A 19,345-nucleotide genomic window follows, 5' to 3' on the forward strand; every position below is an offset into this window, starting at 1 on the left:
CGGTGATATGGATGATTTTGCTGTTGGCGTGAATTTGTGAGGAAGGTAACAAGACGCTGCGCCCGGCAGGACGGGCGCAGCGAGAAAACAGTTAGTGCGCTTTCACCGTTTTAGCATTTTTCTGCTTCACCAGATAGCCCACGCCGAGGATCGCAATCCAGACCGGGATCAGGTAAACGGAGATTGCCATGCCGGGGGTGATGAGCATGATAACCAGCACGGCCGCCATGAACACCAGGCAAACCCAGTTCCCCAGCGGATAGAGCAGGGCAGGGAAGCGAGTGGTGACGCCCTGCTGCTGCTTGGCACGGCGGAACTTGATGTGCGCGAGGCTAATCATCGCCCAGTTGATCACCAGCGCGGAAACCACCAGCGCCATCAGCAGGCCGAAGGCCGATTCCGGGGCCAGGTAGTTAATCAGCACGCACAGCGCCGTCACGACCGCCGACACGATAATGGTGTTAACCGGTACGCCACGTTTATCAACGGTAAGCAGCGCTTTCGGCGCGTTGCCCTGCTGCGCAAGGCCGAACAGCATACGGCTGTTGCAGTAAACGCAGCTGTTATAAACAGAGAGCGCGGCGGTCAGCACCACGACGTTGAGCGCGTTCGCTACGAAGGTGTCGCCCAGCTCGTGGAAGATCAGCACGAACGGGCTGGTATCCGCCGTGACGCGCGTCCACGGCAGCAGAGAGAGCAGTACCGCCAGGGAGCCCACATAGAAGATCAGAATACGGTAGATAACCTGGTTAGTGGCTTTCGGGATACTCTGCTCCGGGTTGTCGGCTTCGGCGGCGGTGATGCCCACCAGCTCCAGACCGCCGAAGGAGAACATAATGATCGCCATCATCATCACCAGGCCGGTCATGCCGTGCGGCAGGAAGCCACCCTGTTCCCAGAGGTTGCGTACGGTGGCCTGCGGGCCGCCGTTGCCGCTGAAGAGCAGCCAGCCGCCGAAGATGATCATCGCCACCACGGCAATGACTTTGATAATCGCAAACCAGAACTCCATCTCGCCGAACACTTTTACGTTGGTCAGGTTAATGGCGTTGATGATAACGAAGAAGGCCGCGGCTGACGCCCAGGTGGGGATCTCCGGATACCAGAACTGAATGTACTTCCCAACCGCGGTCAGCTCGGCCATGGCAACCAGAACGTACAGAACCCAGTAGTTCCAGCCGGAGGCGAAGCCCGCAAAGCTACCCCAGTATTTGTAGGCAAAGTGGCTGAACGAGCCTGCGACCGGCTCCTCGACGACCATTTCACCCAGCTGGCGCATAATCAGAAAAGCAATGAAACCCGCAATCGCGTAACCCAAAATAATGCCTGGACCGGCAGACTGGATTACGGATGCGCTGCCCAGAAACAGGCCAGTACCAATAGCACCGCCCAGGGCGATGAGCTGAATATGGCGGTTTTTAAGGCCGCGCTTTAGCTGATCGCCATGCTGTTGAGCTTCCATTTGAAACCTCGTGTGTGGTTGTTATGTTCACGCTGTGCGTGTGTAATTATGAAAATCCATATTCTGTATTTATTTCTTTACGGTTAACGATACCGAAAAAAGCGGAGATGGCTTCCGTTAGCGCCAGAATAGTGGTAAGCGCAGCCGAATGCACCTGCTTTATGAAGGGATGAAGACGACTTGAATAAAAAGAAACCAATTGTAAATCGGTACGTTAACCCTTCATACCCAACCTATAGAATAGAAATGCGTCAAAAGCGGGCGAATTTTCATATTTTGCCCTGTTGAATCGCTTCAGATTGCAATAACCCTCGTTTAATTATGGTTAAAACTGCCTCTTTGGGAGTAACCATTTCATTTGTGCAAAGTTACATTCCTGAAACGTTAGTTCTGTAAGGTTGTTAAAATCTGCCGGGTTTACTGATTTCAATCAAAACCAATATGGACAGAAGGTGAATACTTTGTTACTTTAGCGATACGAACATGAAATTGGTAAGACCAATTGACTCCGGGCAAAAAGGCGTAAGACAGGGAATATGGCCTACAGCAAAATTCGCCAACCAAAACTTTCCGATGTGATTGAGCAGCAGCTGGAGTTTTTAATTCTCGAAGGGACACTGCGCCCGGGCGAGAAGCTCCCGCCAGAACGCGAGCTGGCCAAACAGTTCGACGTTTCACGTCCCTCTCTGCGTGAGGCGATTCAACGTCTCGAAGCAAAGGGCCTGTTGCTCCGTCGCCAGGGTGGCGGAACCTTTGTGCAAAACAGCCTGTGGCAGAGCTTCAGCGATCCGCTGGTCGAACTTCTCTCTGACCACCCAGAATCCCAGTTTGATCTGCTTGAGACCCGTCACGCGCTGGAAGGTATTGCGGCCTATTACGCCGCCCTTCGCAGCACTGATGAAGATCGCGTGCGTATTCGCGAGCTGCATCAGGCCATTGAACGGGCACAGCAGTCCGGCGATTTAGACGCCGAGTCCAGCGCCGTCGTCCAGTATCAAATTGCCGTCACCGAAGCGGCGCACAACGTGGTGCTCCTCCATCTGCTACGCTGCATGGAGCCGATGCTGGCCCAGAACGTTCGTCAGAATTTTGAATTGTTGTATTCCCGTCGGGAGATGCTCCCGCTGGTAAGCAACCATCGCACCCGAGTATTCGAGGCGATAATGGCCGGGGAACCGGAGCAGGCGCGTGAAGCGTCGCACCGCCATCTGGCTTTCATTGAGGAAATCTTGCTGGACCGCAGCCGTGAACAATCGCGTCGCGAACGTTCATTACGCCGCATACAGCAACGAAAGGATTAAGCGCCAGGTACTTTTAGAGCGCGGCAACTAAACGCAGAACCTGTCTTATTGTGTTTTCTGGGGAAAATACAATGGGACAGGTTCCAGACAAATCAACGTATTAGATAGATAAGGAATACCCCCATGTCAGAACGTCTCCAAAATGACGTGGATCCGATCGAAACTCGCGACTGGCTACAGGCGATCGAATCGGTCATCCGTGAAGAAGGTGTTGAGCGCGCTCAGTATCTGATTGATCAGCTGCTTTCAGAAGCGCGCAAAGGCGGCGTGAAAGTGGCTTCAGGTGCAGGGGCTAACAACTACGTAAACACGATTGCCGTCGAAGACGAACCGGAATACCCGGGCAATCTGGATCTGGAACGCCGTATCCGTTCTGCTATCCGCTGGAACGCCATCATGACCGTTCTGCGCGCATCCAAAAAAGACCTGGAGCTGGGTGGCCACATGGCGTCCTTCCAGTCTTCAGCGACCGTTTACGAAGTGTGCTTCAACCACTTCTTCCGTGCAGCTAACGAGAAAGATGGCGGCGATCTGGTGTACTTCCAGGGCCACATCTCTCCGGGCATCTATGCGCGTGCCTTCCTGGAAGGTCGTCTGACTGAAGAGCAGATGAACAACTTCCGTCAGGAAGTCCACGGTAAAGGTCTGTCTTCTTACCCGCACCCTAAACTGATGCCTGAGTTCTGGCAGTTCCCGACCGTTTCTATGGGTCTGGGCCCAATCGGTGCGATCTACCAGGCTAAATTCCTGAAGTATCTGGAACACCGTGGTCTGAAAGACACCTCTGAGCAGACCGTTTACGCCTTCCTGGGCGACGGTGAAATGGATGAGCCAGAATCTAAAGGTGCGATCACCATCGCAACCCGTGAGAAGCTGGACAACCTGTGCTTCATCATCAACTGTAACCTGCAACGTCTGGATGGTCCGGTAACCGGTAACGGCAAGATCATCAACGAGCTGGAAGGCATCTTCGCGGGTGCTGGCTGGAACGTGATCAAAGTCATGTGGGGCGGTCGTTGGGATGAGCTGCTGCGTAAAGACACCAGCGGTAAGCTGATCCAACTGATGAACGAAACCGTTGACGGCGACTACCAGACCTTCAAATCCAAAGACGGTGCGTACGTACGTGAGCACTTCTTCGGTAAATACCCTGAAACCGCAGCACTGGTTGCAGACTGGACTGATGAGCAGATCTGGGCCCTGAACCGTGGCGGTCACGATCCGAAGAAAGTCTACGCTGCACTGAAAAAAGCGCAGGAAACCAAAGGTAAAGCGACCGTAATCCTGGCCCACACCATCAAAGGTTACGGCATGGGTGATACCGCAGAAGGTAAAAACATCGCTCACCAGGTTAAGAAAATGAACATGGACGGCGTGCGTTACATTCGCGACCGTTTCAACGTTCCAGTGACCGATGAGCAGGTAGAAAACCTGTCTTACATCACCTTCCCGGAAGGTTCTGAAGAGCACAAGTACCTGCACGAACGTCGTCAGGCGCTGAAAGGCTACCTGCCTGCTCGTCAGCCTAACTTCACCGAGAAGCTGGAACTGCCGGCGCTGGAAGATTTCTCTCAGCTGCTGGAAGAGCAGAACAAAGAGATCTCTACCACCATCGCTTTCGTTCGTGCCCTGAACGTGATGCTGAAGAACAAGTCGATCAAAGATCGTCTGGTTCCAATCATCGCCGACGAAGCGCGTACTTTCGGTATGGAAGGTCTGTTCCGTCAGATCGGTATCTACAGCCCGAACGGCCAGCAGTACACCCCGCAGGACCGTGAGCAGGTTGCTTACTACAAAGAAGACGAGAAAGGTCAGATCCTTCAGGAAGGTATCAACGAGCTGGGTGCTGGCGCATCCTGGCTGGCTGCTGCGACCTCTTACAGCACCAACAACCTGCCGATGATCCCGTTCTATATCTACTACTCCATGTTCGGGTTCCAGCGTATCGGTGACCTGTGCTGGCAGGCAGGCGACCAGCAGGCTCGCGGCTTCCTGATCGGTGGTACTTCTGGTCGTACGACCCTGAACGGTGAAGGTCTCCAGCACGAAGATGGCCACAGCCATATTCAGTCTCTGACTATCCCGAACTGTATCTCTTACGATCCGTCCTACGCGTACGAAGTGGCAGTCATCATGCATGACGGCTTGCAGCGCATGTACGGCGAAGCGCAAGAGAACATTTACTACTACATCACCACCCTGAACGAAAACTACCACATGCCGGCAATGCCAGCAGGTGCCGAGGAAGGTATCCGTAAAGGTATCTACAAACTCGAAACCATTGAAGGTAGCAAAGGTAAAGTTCAGCTGCTGGGCTCCGGCTCTATCCTGCGTCACGTTCGTGAAGCAGCGCAGATCCTGGCGAAAGACTACGGCGTCGGTTCCGACGTGTACAGCGTCACCTCCTTCACTGAACTGGCGCGTGATGGCCAGGATTGTGAGCGCTGGAACATGCTGCACCCACTGGAAACCCCACGCGTTCCGTACATCGCTCAGGTGATGAACGACGCGCCAGCGGTGGCGTCTACTGACTATATGAAACTGTTCGCTGAGCAGGTTCGTACTTACGTTCCAGCTGATGATTATCGCGTACTGGGTACTGACGGCTTCGGTCGTTCTGACAGCCGCGAAAACCTGCGTCACCACTTCGAAGTTGATGCTTCCTACGTGGTGGTAGCAGCACTGGGCGAACTGGCTAAACGTGGCGAAATCGATAAGAAAGTGGTTGCGGACGCAATTACCAAATTCAACATCGATGCAGATAAAGTTAACCCGCGTCTGGCGTAAGAGGTAAAAGAATAATGGCTATCGAAATCAATGTACCGGACATCGGGGCTGATGAAGTTGAAATCACCGAGATCCTGGTCAAAGTGGGCGACAAAGTTGAAGCTGAACAGTCGCTGATCACCGTAGAAGGCGACAAAGCCTCTATGGAAGTCCCGTCTCCTCAGGCTGGCATCGTTAAGGAGATCAAAGTCTCCGTTGGCGATAAAACCGAGACCGGCAAACTGATCATGATTTTCGATTCCGCCGACGGTGCAGCAGCTGCTGCACCTGCGCAGGAAGAGAAGAATGAAGCCGCTCCGGCCGCCGCTGCTCCAGCAGCTGCCGCGAGCGCGAAAGACGTTAACGTGCCTGACATCGGCGGTGACGAAGTTGAAGTTACCGAAATCCTGGTGAAAGTGGGCGACAAAGTTGAAGCTGAGCAGTCACTGATCACCGTAGAAGGCGACAAAGCCTCTATGGAAGTACCGGCGCCGTTCGCGGGTACCGTGAAAGAGATCAAGATCAACACCGGTGACAAAGTGTCTACTGGCTCCCTGATTATGATCTTCGAAGTGGCGGGCGCTGAAGGCGCTGCGGCTCCAGCGAAAGCGGAAGCTGCTCCGGCTCAGGCGGCTGCACCAGCGGCTGCTGGCGGCGCGAAAGACGTTAACGTACCGGACATCGGCGGTGACGAAGTTGAAGTCACCGAAGTGATGGTGAAAGTGGGCGATAAAGTTGCCGCTGAACAGTCACTGATCACCGTTGAAGGCGACAAGGCTTCCATGGAAGTGCCTGCGCCGTTCGCCGGTACCGTTAAAGAGATCAAAATCAGCACCGGCGACAAAGTGTCTACCGGCTCCCTGATTATGGTCTTCGAAGTGGAAGGCGCTGCGCCTGCCGCAGCTCCGGCTGCCGCGGCTGCTCCAGCACCGGCTGCTGCACCGGCTCAGGCTGCTAAACCAGCGGCTGCCCCTGCTGCGAAAGCGGAAGGCAAATCTGAGTTCGCTGAAAACGACGCATACGTCCACGCGACTCCGCTGATCCGTCGCCTGGCGCGCGAGTTCGGCGTGAACCTGGCGAAAGTGAAAGGCACCGGCCGTAAGGGTCGTATCCTGCGCGAAGACGTTCAGGCTTACGTGAAAGACGCGGTGAAACGCGCCGAAGCTGCACCTGCGGCAGCCACTGGCGGCGGTATCCCGGGCATGCTGCCATGGCCGAAAGTGGACTTCAGCAAGTTCGGCGAAATCGAAGAAGTGGAGCTGGGCCGTATCCAGAAAATCTCTGGTGCTAACCTGAGCCGTAACTGGGTGATGATCCCGCACGTTACCCACTTCGATAAGACCGATATCACCGATCTGGAAGCGTTCCGTAAACAGCAGAACGCCGAAGCCGAGAAGCGTAAGCTGGACGTGAAATTCACCCCAGTGGTCTTCATCATGAAAGCCGTTGCCGCTGCTCTGGAGCAGATGCCACGCTTCAACAGCTCCCTGTCCGAAGACGGCCAGAAGCTGACGCTGAAGAAATACATCAACATCGGTGTTGCGGTAGATACGCCAAATGGTCTGGTTGTTCCGGTCTTCAAGGACGTGAATAAGAAGAGCATTACCGAGCTGTCCCGTGAACTGACCACCATCTCCAAGAAAGCGCGTGATGGTAAGCTGACTGCCGGCGAAATGCAGGGCGGCTGCTTCACTATCTCCAGCATCGGCGGCCTGGGTACCACCCACTTCGCGCCGATTGTTAACGCGCCGGAAGTGGCTATCCTCGGTGTGTCCAAGTCCGCGATGGAGCCGGTGTGGAATGGCAAAGAGTTCGTGCCGCGTCTGATGATGCCAATCTCTCTGTCCTTCGACCACCGCGTGATCGACGGGGCTGATGGTGCGCGTTTCATCACCATCATCAACAACACCCTGAGCGACATTCGCCGCCTGGTGATGTAATCGAAAAGCCGGCCAATCGGCCGGCTTTTTTCTGATAATCTCATGGGGCTTTTGAGGTTATTGGTGAAAGCGATAATTCGTGAGCCGTTTGTTGTTTCAAAATTGTTAACAATTTTGTAAAATACGGGCGGATAGAACGACCCGGTGGACGACGGGTATACATTAAGAGGTCATGATGAGCACAGAAATCAAAACTCAGGTCGTAGTACTTGGGGCAGGCCCGGCAGGTTACTCCGCAGCATTTCGCGCAGCGGATTTAGGTCTGGAAACCGTCATCGTAGAACGTTACAGCACCCTCGGCGGTGTTTGTCTGAACGTCGGCTGTATCCCTTCTAAAGCGCTGCTGCACGTAGCGAAAGTTATCGAAGAAGCCAAAGCGCTGGCTGAACACGGTATCGTCTTCGGCGAGCCAAAAACCGACATCGACAAAATCCGTACCTGGAAAGAGAAAGTTATCACTCAGCTGACCGGTGGTCTGGCTGGCATGGCGAAAGGCCGTAAGGTAAAAGTGGTTAACGGTCTGGGTAAATTCACCGGTGCGAACACCCTGGAAGTGGAAGGCGAAAACGGCAAAACCGTGATCAACTTCGACAACGCGATCATCGCGGCAGGCTCTCGCCCAATCGAACTGCCATTCATTCCACATGAAGATCCGCGCGTGTGGGATTCCACCGATGCCCTGGAGCTGAAAACCGTTCCTAAGCGCCTGCTGGTGATGGGCGGCGGTATCATCGGTCTGGAAATGGGTACCGTGTACCATGCGCTGGGTTCAGAGATCGACGTGGTTGAAATGTTCGACCAGGTGATCCCGGCTGCTGACAAAGACATCGTTAAAGTCTTCACCAAGCGCATCAGCAAGAAATTCAACCTGATGCTGGAAACCAAAGTGACTGCCGTTGAAGCGAAAGAAGACGGTATTTACGTTTCCATGGAAGGCAAAAAAGCCCCTGCTGAACCACAGCGTTACGACGCCGTGCTGGTGGCTATCGGCCGCGTGCCGAACGGTAAAAACCTTGACGCCGGTAAAGCGGGCGTGGAAGTGGACGACCGTGGCTTCATCCGCGTTGACAAACAGCTGCGCACCAACGTGCCGCACATCTTTGCTATCGGCGACATCGTCGGTCAGCCAATGCTGGCGCACAAAGGCGTTCACGAAGGTCACGTTGCCGCTGAAGTTATCGCCGGCATGAAGCACTACTTCGATCCGAAAGTGATCCCATCTATCGCGTACACCGAGCCAGAAGTGGCATGGGTCGGTCTGACCGAGAAAGAAGCGAAAGAGAAAGGCATCAGCTATGAAACCGCCACCTTCCCGTGGGCTGCTTCTGGCCGTGCTATCGCGTCCGACTGTGCAGACGGTATGACCAAGCTGATCTTCGACAAAGAGACTCACCGCGTGATCGGTGGTGCGATTGTCGGCACCAACGGCGGCGAGCTGCTGGGTGAAATCGGTCTGGCTATCGAAATGGGCTGTGACGCGGAAGACATCGCGCTGACCATCCACGCGCACCCGACGCTGCACGAGTCCGTGGGCCTGGCGGCAGAAGTGTTTGAAGGTAGCATCACTGACCTGCCAAACGCGAAAGCGAAGAAGAAATAAGTTTCTTCAGATGAAAAAGCGGCCTCAGGCCGCTTTTTTTATGCGCTGCGTTTAAGGGGCGACAGGCTGCCAGGCTTTATCCGGGTGATATTCAGACAGAGCCTGCGCTTTCTGCGCTGAGCCATTACCGAGATCAGCCTGATAGACCTGATCATCCTGGTTTACAACAAAGCTCATTATCCCCGTCTGACCGTAGCTCACGGGCCAGGCAACCATGGCAAAGCCATTCTTATCCGACAGGATGCGGAAGCGATAGCCATGGTAACCCGCCCCCGGCTGTGGTGGACTAAACGCCGGACCAAGCGGACTTGGCGCATCGCCTGGCGAGACGGGCCAGTACAGCCCATCCTTTTTCCCTTCAGAACTGACAATTTTCTGCGCGTACTTCTGGTTCAGTGCAAAGTAACGCTGCTGCGCATCGACGTAGGCGTGAAGCGCTTCGATGGCTGCGAGCTCGTTGCGACCGATTTCGCGGGTCTGGATCTCTTCAGCGGCTTTCTGCATGTCGAACTGCCAGCCTGAGGCGGTTTTGATTACCGGTATCGGCAGCTGCCAGCCGTTCTCGCCCACCGCCAGGTGCGCCACGTCGCCATTGACGACGGTTTCATGGCGAACTTTCCAGTCTCTCAGAAAACGATCCACGGCATCGGGATCGACCCCTTCGGGCGGCAGAACGTCGCGCCATTTTTCGCCGAGCAGCGCGCTCATCGCGCTTTCGTTGTGCTCGCTGATGGCGGTTGCCAGCGCGCGGGTCGCCCGATCCGGCGAGCTGAAGGATTGCTGCGCCATAACCGTTGCCGACACCATGAACAACACCATTCCACTGAGTAGTTTACTTTTCATGTCGGCTCCCTTAACGATGACGGAATTCGCGGTGTTCGGTACGGTCGGCGGTGCGCTGTCGGGGATGCTGCTGCGCCGACAGGTGGCGGCTTTGCGCCCCGCGCTGCTGCTGGGCCTGCCAGGAGGCCGAGCGGCTGTCGTTGCCGCTCAGGGCATTGGCGCGGTGTGCGCTGGCAGGGTGCCGCGCCGTCTGCGTAATACGCTTCTCAGGAGCCTGATGATTTTCATGCTGCGGCGCGCTGGTCCGTTGTACGGCTTGCGGCCTGGCGTCATACCCGCGGAAATTATTGCGCTGTGATATCTGCTTAAGCTGCTGCGTTGAGGCCAGACGCTGAGCGTCTCGCGCATCCGTATGTGTCGATTGTGGGAACGTTTTTCCCGTCGCTTTTTCCATCTGGCTGAGAGCGGCCTGGCGCTGGCTGTCGCGATTGACCGGCCTTTGCTGGGTCGCACTTAATCCCGTCGCCGCGTTCGTGGAGTGAAAACGGTTAGCCAGTTGGTTATTCGGATAAGCCACGCCTTCACGATAAGCAGGGTTGTGCTGCCAGGTGCGGTCATTGCCGTTCAGGTGCTGCCCGCTGATTCTGTTGAAGTTATCCACGTTGATATTGATATTGTTATCACCGTTACGGTTATAGCCGCCGTGATTGTCCCAGTCATCATCGTGATGATGGTGATCCCAGTCGTCGTCGTCCCAGTCGATATTACTGAAGATGGCGTAGGTTGTCGCGACCCCGAGGCTGAAGCCTAACCCTTTAACGAGGCTATCGGTAAACTGTTCGCCGGGTGAGGGCGGGAGATAGACCGGCGGGTACGCGGGTTCAGGCCAGGTGCCGTAAACCGTATTCGGGTTATAGGTAGGGACATACACCACCTGCGGATCGGCGGATTCAATCTTAATCACCGTTGGGCTGGAGGGGGTTGCGGTTGTCGCGGTTTTTGTCGGTGCAGCCTTTGTGACGGTGGTGACCGTCTGCTGCGGCGTGGATTGTAGCGCACCCGTTTGTTGAGCCAGCAGGCGTAACCGCTGTACTGAACCCATCACATCTTTCGGCTGTGCGAGAAACGCATCCCCCAGGTTTTGTACCCACGGCGGATTTTCACCCATCAGCGACATCAGCTGAGGAAACGCGACCAGCGATTTTACGCTGGGATCCCATGGCTGGTTGGCGACCGCCTGAATGGCGGCATCCCCCTGCATTTTGGGGTTATCTTTTGACCACTGCGCGGCCTGAATAACGTTAGACGGGTAGGTCGACGCCATCAGGATTTGCGACAGCAGGGCATCCGGGTAAAGCGCAACAGGGGCTACCCACTGGTCGATTTGCGCAGCAGTGTAGGCCGGGGCGGCAATGGCAGCAGGTTGGGCTGCCGGTGGGGCAGAGGGCTGTGCAACCGGAGCAGGCTCCGTTACGCGGCTTTTAACAAACATGACGCCCGAGGCGGCAAACAGTCCCGCACTGCAAAGCAGAACAAGAAGATGGGGTTTAAAAGGCAACTTCATAAAATGGCTCCAACGAGACGAGTGCAGTGCCGGGAGGCGTTGCTGTTGCCGCGAGTATCATTCACCCGTGTTTTACCGTTTTGACTTTTCTTGGGAAACCACCCGGCGCGTCCGGATAAAGAGTGTGTGCATTTATTACACAATTATATCTCGTGGCTAAAAAGGCGACGGGAATTCAGAAGGCCGCTCTTGCGAGCGGCCAGCAGCTAATTGCCGAGGTTGACGACAAACAGCACCGTGATGTCGGATATGTTCCAGCCACCGTGCAGTGCGGTAAGCAGTAAACCAATCACAACGATCAGCGCAGTGATTCGCATCTCCATTGCGTACGTTCCTGTACAGGCTACGCGGGTTCATTCTCCACCGGGAAAGGCAGAACCAGGCAAATGAGTACATTGCCGCGTAGGTTACGGAACTGCTCCCGGACCCGGTGACTGGTTGCTACACCAGCGAAGCAGGCCGAGCGCAACGGTATTACAGCCGATATGGACTTAAAAGAGGCGAAATGAAGTTTCATTCTTTTTCATGCGGAACTGGATGGAGGCTCGTAAACACAGAACATGTGCTTGCAGATCTGCATACTCAGGAGCATTATTTATGGCGAGTGCATTGCCGCAAAACTGCCAGCCCGGTGTGCTACCACCGCAAGGCAACAAATTAACCGCTATCAGGCGGTTTTTTTGTGTCTAAAATTCGACGCGTCTCCCCGCTACACCATGCTTAACGATTCAGCAAATAATTTAATGTTGCTTTTTTGTAAACAGATTAACACTGTGCAGAAATCCTGCTATGCTGCCCGACGCGGTATCGGGCATTTACCCTACAAACTGCTGTCTCACAGGAGCGTGAAGAGAACGCCCGCCGCATATGACAATGAGAGCGAGGAGAACCGTCGTGCTAGAAGAATACCGTAAGCACGTAGCAGAACGTGCCGCCGAGGGAATTGTACCCAAACCTTTAGATGCAACCCAAATGGCCGCGCTCGTCGAGCTGCTGAAGAACCCGCCTAAGGGCGAAGAAGAATTCCTGTTAGATCTGTTGATCAACCGTGTACCGCCTGGCGTAGATGAAGCTGCCTACGTAAAAGCCGGATTCCTTGCCGCCGTTGCCAAAGGCGAAGCCACCTCCCCACTGGTTACTCCTGAAAAAGCGATTGAACTGCTCGGCACCATGCAGGGCGGCTACAACATTCATCCGCTGATTGATGCGCTGGATAACGACACGCTGGCACCGATTGCCGCCAAAGCGCTCTCTTCAACGCTGCTGATGTTCGATAACTTCTACGATGTGGAAGAAAAAGCCAAAGCGGGCAACGTTTACGCGAAGCAGGTCATGCAGTCCTGGGCCGATGCCGAATGGTTCCTGAACCGCCCTGCGCTGGCTGAAAAAATTACCGTGACCGTCTTTAAGGTGACCGGTGAAACCAACACCGATGACCTGTCTCCGGCACCGGACGCGTGGTCTCGTCCTGATATCCCGCTGCACGCTCTGGCGATGCTGAAAAACGCCCGTGAAGGGATCGAGCCGGATCAGCCGGGCGTAGTGGGCCCGATCAAACAGATCGAAGCGCTGCAACAAAAAGGTTTCCCGCTGGCCTACGTCGGTGACGTTGTGGGTACCGGTTCTTCCCGTAAATCTGCGACCAACTCCGTGCTGTGGTTCATGGGCGACGATATTCCGCACGTGCCGAACAAGCGCGGCGGCGGCCTGTGCCTCGGCGGCAAAATTGCACCGATCTTCTTCAACACTATGGAAGATGCGGGCGCGCTGCCGATCGAAGTGGATGTTTCTAACCTGAACATGGGCGACGTGATTGACGTTTATCCGTTCAAGGGCGAAGTGCGCAACCACGAAACCAACGAACTGCTGGCAAGCTTCGAGCTGAAAACCGACGTGCTGATCGACGAAGTGCGTGCGGGTGGCCGTATCCCGCTGATCATCGGTCGTGGCCTGACCACTAAAGCGCGTGAAGCGCTGGGTCTGCCGCACAGTGACGTATTCCGTCAGGCGAAAGACGTGGCGGAAAGCAACCGCGGCTTCTCGCTGGCACAGAAAATGGTGGGTCGCGCCTGCGGCGTTGCCGGTATCCGTCCTGGCGCCTACTGCGAGCCGAAGATGACCTCCGTGGGGTCTCAGGACACCACTGGCCCAATGACCCGTGATGAACTGAAAGACCTGGCGTGCCTGGGCTTCTCTTCTGACCTGGTGATGCAGTCCTTCTGCCACACGGCGGCGTATCCTAAGCCGGTTGACGTGACCACGCACCACACGCTGCCGGACTTCATCATGAACCGCGGCGGTGTCTCCCTGCGTCCGGGCGACGGCGTCATCCACTCCTGGCTGAACCGCATGCTGCTGCCGGATACCGTGGGCACCGGCGGTGACTCCCATACCCGTTTCCCAATCGGGATCTCCTTCCCGGCGGGCTCCGGCCTGGTGGCGTTTGCCGCCGCGACCGGCGTAATGCCACTCGACATGCCTGAATCCGTCCTGGTGCGCTTCAAGGGCAAAATGCAGCCGGGCATCACGCTGCGCGACCTGGTTCACGCGATCCCGCTGTATGCCATCAAACAGGGGCTGCTGACCGTTGAGAAGAAAGGGAAGAAAAACATCTTCTCTGGCCGCATTCTGGAAATTGAAGGGCTGCCGGATCTGAAAGTGGAGCAGGCGTTCGAGCTGACCGACGCCTCCGCCGAGCGTTCTGCGGCAGGCTGTACCATCAAGCTGAACAAAGAGCCGATTATCGAGTATCTGACCTCCAACATCGTGCTGCTGAAGTGGATGATTGCAGAAGGCTACGGCGACCGTCGTACGCTGGAGCGTCGTATTCAGGGCATGGAGAAATGGCTGGCGGATCCGCAACTGCTGGAAGCCGACGCTGACGCAGAGTACGCGGCGGTGATCGACATCGATCTGGCGGATATCAAAGAGCCGATCCTGTGCGCGCCAAACGATCCTGATGATGCGCGTCTGCTCTCTGACGTGCAGGGCGATAAGATCGACGAAGTGTTCATCGGCTCCTGCATGACCAACATCGGCCACTTCCGCGCCGCCGGTAAGCTGCTGGATACCCACAAGGGCCAACTGCCGACCCGCCTGTGGGTGGCGCCGCCAACCCGTATGGACGCGGCACAGCTGACGGAAGAAGGTTACTACAGCGTGTTCGGTAAGAGCGGGGCGCGTATCGAAATCCCTGGCTGTTCACTGTGCATGGGCAACCAGGCGCGCGTGGCCGACGGTGCGACGGTAGTTTCCACCTCTACCCGTAACTTCCCGAACCGTTTAGGTACCGGTGCGAACGTATACCTGGCCTCTGCGGAGCTGGCGGCGGTTGCGGCGCTGATTGGCAAACTGCCAACGCCGGAAGAGTACCAGACCTTTGTGGCGCAGGTGGATAAGACGGCGGTGGATACCTATCGCTATCTGAACTTCGACCAGCTCTCTCAGTACACCGAGAAGGCTGACGGGGTGATTTTCCAGACGGCGGTATAAAGCGTTTTAACGTTCATTAAAGCCTGGCGGTGCGAATTCGCCAGGCTTATTAATCTACCAAGATGATAAATAAATAATTCTCAGGTCCTGTTCTGGTTTAAAGTTTTTCTGTTTAAATTCCAGTGACAGTGGCTCGATCAACTTTAATGAATGATTGAAGCAAACAACGGCTACTTCATCCGCTGCGCGCTTATGAATACGCAGTGTAAAATCGCCAATGACGCCTTCCTTCCAGTTAGCTCCTGTGGTCAGAATATAGTCCAACTGAGCCCAGTTAAATCCAGGAAAGACCTCCTCCTGATGGTTACGCTTAACGTTACTGCGCAACTGGGAGAGTTGTTGTTTATTCTCATCAGTCAGGCAATTTTTATCCGTAATATCTGCTACCTCGCGCGGCACACCGCTGGTCAGACTGGGGGTGTAGGTATGATTGATCATTACCTCTTTACCAGCAGGGAAAGTCTGTTGCCAGATAAAAAATTGCTGAACGGCGAGCAAATCTCCACCATTTTTCACCCATGCCTCGGGTAGGGCTGGTAGATTGTCGGGCTGCTGAAAAATGGCATTGTTTTTTATCACATTTCGTAATTGTTCGACCGTCCAACCTGTTTTCAGAAGCTTATCGGTAATATCATCCCAGCTTTTCTCTTTCTCGTTGATAAGCAGGGCTACCCACTTCTCTTGAGGGGTGACTGGCTTACCATTAACGCTTAGTTTGAAATTCATTAATCCGGGGTTACGGTCTGATTCATAGTATTGCTCCGGCGGCATAGGAAAAGCAACTGGAAGCGTCACATCCTGAGGTGCGTGGTTAACAAACAGATAATCAACGTTGATGCGTTCCGGGCTAATCAGCAGTCGTTCTTTCTCCATGCTGATATCATTTTGTTTAAGAAATTCAATGGTGCTATTAATGTCACCTATAGAAGTGTCATTGGCATAAACGCTCATGCTGGTGATGAGTAATAATGCTCCGGTTAATTCTCTCATATAAAATAATTCCAAATCTAGGAAAATACTCTTATCATAACGAGAAAGATGCCACATTTCTAGGGACGAGATAATGCGCTACCTTTCATTATTATTGATTATTATCTGCTGTCATTCATTTGCTGAGGATATGGTTTCCCTTAAAAAGAGGGATTTTGTTCGTCAGAATATTGCTGAGGATTTGCGACGTGAAGAAAATCTAAAAAATGCGGTTTTTCATATTAAGCGTGTAAACGCTGGCGGAAATATCGCCTATTTTTGTGCGCTCATTAAAGATAAGAAAGATAATTATATACAGACAGGGAATAATAAATATCATCTCTACGATCGAATTATGTTAAGTACCGATAATGGTTGGATTAGCGCTACCAGACTTGACAGCGAAGTAGACACACCGGAAAGAGCGCATTGTTTTTATGCACCTGAAGTGATTTTACAATCTGAGTCACTTATGAAGAGAGTTGAGCAAGAGGGCCGAAAAGACCTTTGCCAGCCAGTGCATAAAGGTGATCCGTTGCGCATGAATATACTTAATGCTCTGCGCGCCAGTTACAGAGGTGACAGCAATAGGGTTGAACTAAACGGTACACGAACTGAAGTGACATGGGTCGTTAAGGAATTATGTGCCAGCGAAAAATATGCATGGTTTTTTGGGCATGCCATCGGAGATCGGCAAAGTGTTTATAGTGAAAATAAGGAAAATATAGAGGTTATTTTACGGGCGGAAAAGAATGGTGAATGGCATACAATGCCAAGAAAGAATGTCCTGACACAGCAGTCCGCTGTTTCATGGCCTCAAAATAATGGCTATCTTTCTGCCGCAATGCTGGAAAAAATGGCGCAACGCGTACAGCAGCGTTGCGCACTGGAGGGGGATACCGTCAGGGTTTCCGGGAGATTGCAGGAAGCCGGCAATGCTGCTGATGCATACTGGGTGATAATACCTGATGAGCCGTTTGTTTGTGTACGGGATGCGGATACGCATCTGTCAGGGTGGAATTCACGAATGCAGCTTCTGCTTACAAAAGATGAGAGAAAGTTAATGAATGATCTACTCGGTCAAAACGTTCATGTTGGCGGCGATATCTTGTTGGCATTGAGTACGCATCATCACACTGCACTACTGTTAAATAATATCTTTTTATTAAAGGCTGAAAAATAAATCCACACCATCGTTTTTCGTACTCGTTGTGAGAAACTTGGTCCAAGAGAGATGACGGTACTTTTTTCCACTCTTGCTGCTCTCAGTACTTTTTTTCTTGTGCCTAGCTGCGATAATTACAGCATGGCGCAATGCGTTGTTGGCGCGTTGCCGGGGCAGAGGAAAACGCTATGGATTACGAATTTTTGCGCGACATCACCGGCGTGGTGAAAGTGCGAATGTCGATGGGGCACGAAGCCGTTGGGCACTGGTTTAACGAAGAGGTGAAAGAGAACCTCGCGCTGCTGGATGAAGTCGAACAGGCGGCGGAAACGGTGAAAGGCAGTGAACGCTCCTGGCAACGTGCCGGGCATGAGTACACCCTGTGGATGGATGGCGAAGAGGTGATGGTGCGCGCCAACCAGCTGGAGTTTTCGGGGGATGAGATGGAAGAGGGGATGAGCTACTACGACGAAGAGAGCCTGTCGCTGTGCGGTGTGGAAGACTTCCTGAAAGTGGTGAATGCCTACCGCGACTTTATGAAACAGAAGTAACTCCCCGAAGCATCCCTGCTTCGGGTCACGTTTACACGGTCGGAATATTGCGGCCGTAGTAGATCTCGCGCATCTCTTTCCAGAGCAGGTCGGTAATGACCTTACGCTCTTCTTCACTCAAATCTTCCGGCCTGGTGTGGAACATATAGTGCTTAAGGTCGAACTCCTTAAGCATCATCTTGGTATGGAAGATATTTTCCTGATAGACGTTCACATCCATCATGTCGTACAGCGACTTCATATCGTCGGACATGAAGTTCTGAATGGAGTTGATCTCATGATCGATGAAGTGCTTCATGCCATTGATATCACGGGTAAAACCGCGCACGCGATAATCAATGGTGACGATGTCTGATTCCAGCTGGTGGATTAAGTAATTCAACGCATTCAGCGGTGAAATCACCCCGCAGGTCGACACTTCAATATCCGCGCGGAACGTACACAGTCCGCCTTCAGGGTGGCTTTCCGGGTAGGTGTGAACGCAGATATGGCTTTTATCGAGGTGCGCCACCACCACTTCGGGCAGCGGGCCGGGATGTTCGGTTTTGTCGATCAGCTGCGGGTCAACCGGCTCTTCACTGACCAGGATGGTGACGCTCGCGCCCTGAGGCTCATAATCCTGGCGCGCAATGTTCAGGATGTTCGCGCCGATAATCGAGCAGGTCTCTGACAGGATCTCGGTCAGACGGTTGGCGTTGTAGAGTTCATCGATATAGGCGATATAACCATCGCGCTCTTCTGCCGTTTTGGCGTAGCAGATATCGTAAATACAAAAACTCAGGCTTTTGGTCAGATTGTTAAAGCCATGCAGTTTAAGCTTTTTCAATTAGTTCACCTCCTTTGAGGACAGCGCGTCTTGCAGGTATTGAGGCAACGCAAAGGCTGCGGTGTGGATCGCCGGATTGTAGTATCGGCACGTGAGTCCGGTCTGGTGGAAGCGGGCCTGAATGATTTCGGTGGAGAGATGGCGCAGGACGTCGTTATCCGTCGCCCAGGCAAAGGTCATAATCCCGCCGTAGTAGGTCGGGATCGCCGCCTGATAGAAGCTGACATCGCTAAAATAGGTGCTCAGCTTACGGTGGCTATCCAGCGCTTCATCCTGTTGCAGGAAGCAGACGCCGTTTTGCGCCACAAAAATCCCGCCAGGTTTCAGGCAGCGCTTGCAGCCTTCGTAAAACGAAGAGGTAAACAGCGACGCGCCGGGGCCGATAGGGTCGGTACAGTCAGAGATAATGACATCAAACGTTTGCGTGGTCTGGTTAACAAAATTGACGCCATCGTCGATAACCAGCTGAAAGCGCGGATCGTCATAGCTGCCGGCATTGTGGTTTGGCAGATACTGGCGGCAAAACGACACCACCCCGGCGTCGATTTCCACCATGGTGATGGTTTCGACATTCTGGTGGCGAGAGACTTCACGCAGCATGGCGCCGTCACCGCCCCCAATGATCAGCACGTGCTTCGCGTGGCCGTGGGCCAGCAGCGGGACGTGGGTCATCATTTCGTGATAGATAAACTCGTCGCGCTCGGTGGTCTGCACCACGCCATCCAGCGCCATGACGCGGCCAAAGGCAGCGTTCTCGAAGATTATCAGATCCTGATGATCGGTTTTCTCATGATAGAGCACGTTATCCACGGCAAAATATTGACCAAACTGGTCATGCAGCGTTTCTTGCCATACCGTTTTATCGGTCATGGGGAGCACCTCCTTCGTTAACATCCATTACATCCGGCAGATGGGCGCAACACAAA

At 53.9% G+C, this 19,345-nt stretch carries 13 protein-coding genes; 7 read left to right on the plus strand and 6 right to left on the minus strand.

From position 1 onward, the window contains the following. Positions 1 to 91 precede the first annotated feature (91 nt). Positions 92 to 1,462, minus strand: coding sequence for an aromatic amino acid transporter AroP (gene aroP / locus E0L16_RS08070; RefSeq protein WP_063450640.1), 1,371 nt, complete (start codon positions 1,460 to 1,462; stop codon positions 92 to 94). A 536-nt stretch (positions 1,463 to 1,998) separates the two neighbouring features. On the opposite strand from aroP, the gene pdhR reads away from it, so the two are divergent. The 4 genes from pdhR (at position 1,999) to lpdA (ending at position 9,069) form a co-directional block, all read left to right on the plus strand. Further along, positions 1,999 to 2,763, plus strand: a complete 765-nt coding sequence (gene pdhR / locus E0L16_RS08075) for a pyruvate dehydrogenase complex transcriptional repressor PdhR (RefSeq protein WP_131636680.1) — start codon at positions 1,999 to 2,001, stop codon at positions 2,761 to 2,763. Positions 2,764 to 2,886: 123 nt separating this feature from the next. After that, positions 2,887 to 5,550 (plus strand): pyruvate dehydrogenase (acetyl-transferring), homodimeric type, encoded by a 2,664-nt coding sequence (aceE, locus tag E0L16_RS08080; RefSeq protein WP_063867468.1) that lies wholly within the window; start codon positions 2,887 to 2,889, stop codon positions 5,548 to 5,550. 14 nt (positions 5,551 to 5,564) lie between these two features. Continuing rightward, on the plus strand, positions 5,565 to 7,469 hold the full coding sequence (gene aceF / locus E0L16_RS08085; RefSeq protein ID WP_131636681.1) for a pyruvate dehydrogenase complex dihydrolipoyllysine-residue acetyltransferase: 1,905 nt from the start codon (positions 5,565 to 5,567) through the stop codon (positions 7,467 to 7,469). Positions 7,470 to 7,644: 175 nt separating this feature from the next. Further along, entirely contained in the window at positions 7,645 to 9,069 is a 1,425-nt protein-coding gene (gene lpdA / locus E0L16_RS08090; protein WP_063450636.1) for a dihydrolipoyl dehydrogenase, read from the plus strand. Between the two features lie 51 nt (positions 9,070 to 9,120). Here the strand turns inward: lpdA and E0L16_RS08095 are convergent, their stop codons facing one another. Beyond that, complete coding sequence (locus E0L16_RS08095; protein ID WP_131636682.1) at positions 9,121 to 9,912, minus strand: DUF2950 family protein; 792 nt, start codon at positions 9,910 to 9,912, stop codon at positions 9,121 to 9,123. Between the two features lie 10 nt (positions 9,913 to 9,922). Next, positions 9,923 to 11,416, minus strand: coding sequence for a DUF3300 domain-containing protein (locus tag E0L16_RS08100; RefSeq protein ID WP_131636683.1), 1,494 nt, complete (start codon positions 11,414 to 11,416; stop codon positions 9,923 to 9,925). 894 nt (positions 11,417 to 12,310) lie between these two features. Between E0L16_RS08100 and acnB the strand changes: the two genes are divergently transcribed. Further along, positions 12,311 to 14,908, plus strand: coding sequence for a bifunctional aconitate hydratase 2/2-methylisocitrate dehydratase (acnB, locus tag E0L16_RS08105; RefSeq protein ID WP_063450633.1), 2,598 nt, complete (start codon positions 12,311 to 12,313; stop codon positions 14,906 to 14,908). 54 nt (positions 14,909 to 14,962) lie between these two features. On the opposite strand, the gene E0L16_RS08110 is transcribed toward acnB, so the two are convergent. Continuing rightward, a complete protein-coding gene (locus E0L16_RS08110) occupies positions 14,963 to 15,955 on the minus strand; it encodes a DUF4424 family protein (RefSeq protein ID WP_242672217.1) in 993 nt (330 codons plus the stop codon). A gap of 16 nt (positions 15,956 to 15,971) precedes the next feature. Here E0L16_RS08110 and E0L16_RS08115 point away from each other — a divergent pair, with 16 nt between their 5' ends. Together E0L16_RS08115 and yacL are read left to right on the plus strand one after the other, a co-directional pair. Next, the gene (locus E0L16_RS08115; RefSeq protein WP_131636685.1) at positions 15,972 to 17,060 is read left to right on the plus strand and encodes a DUF4431 domain-containing protein; all 1,089 of its coding nucleotides are present in this window, start codon (positions 15,972 to 15,974) and stop codon (positions 17,058 to 17,060) included. Positions 17,061 to 17,230: 170 nt separating this feature from the next. Further along, positions 17,231 to 17,593 (plus strand): protein YacL, encoded by a 363-nt coding sequence (yacL, locus tag E0L16_RS08120; RefSeq protein WP_022647069.1) that lies wholly within the window; start codon positions 17,231 to 17,233, stop codon positions 17,591 to 17,593. A gap of 31 nt (positions 17,594 to 17,624) precedes the next feature. On the opposite strand, the gene speD is transcribed toward yacL, so the two are convergent. Next, on the minus strand, positions 17,625 to 18,419 hold the full coding sequence (gene speD, locus E0L16_RS08125) for an adenosylmethionine decarboxylase (RefSeq protein WP_063450632.1): 795 nt from the start codon (positions 18,417 to 18,419) through the stop codon (positions 17,625 to 17,627). Continuing rightward, positions 18,420 to 19,289, minus strand: a complete 870-nt coding sequence (gene speE / locus E0L16_RS08130; protein WP_131636686.1) for a polyamine aminopropyltransferase — start codon at positions 19,287 to 19,289, stop codon at positions 18,420 to 18,422. It lies immediately after the preceding gene. Positions 19,290 to 19,345: the final 56 nt, after the last annotated feature.

Source organism: Enterobacter quasihormaechei (assembly GCF_004331385.1).
In the GTDB taxonomy this organism is placed as follows: domain Bacteria; phylum Pseudomonadota; class Gammaproteobacteria; order Enterobacterales; family Enterobacteriaceae; genus Enterobacter; species Enterobacter quasihormaechei.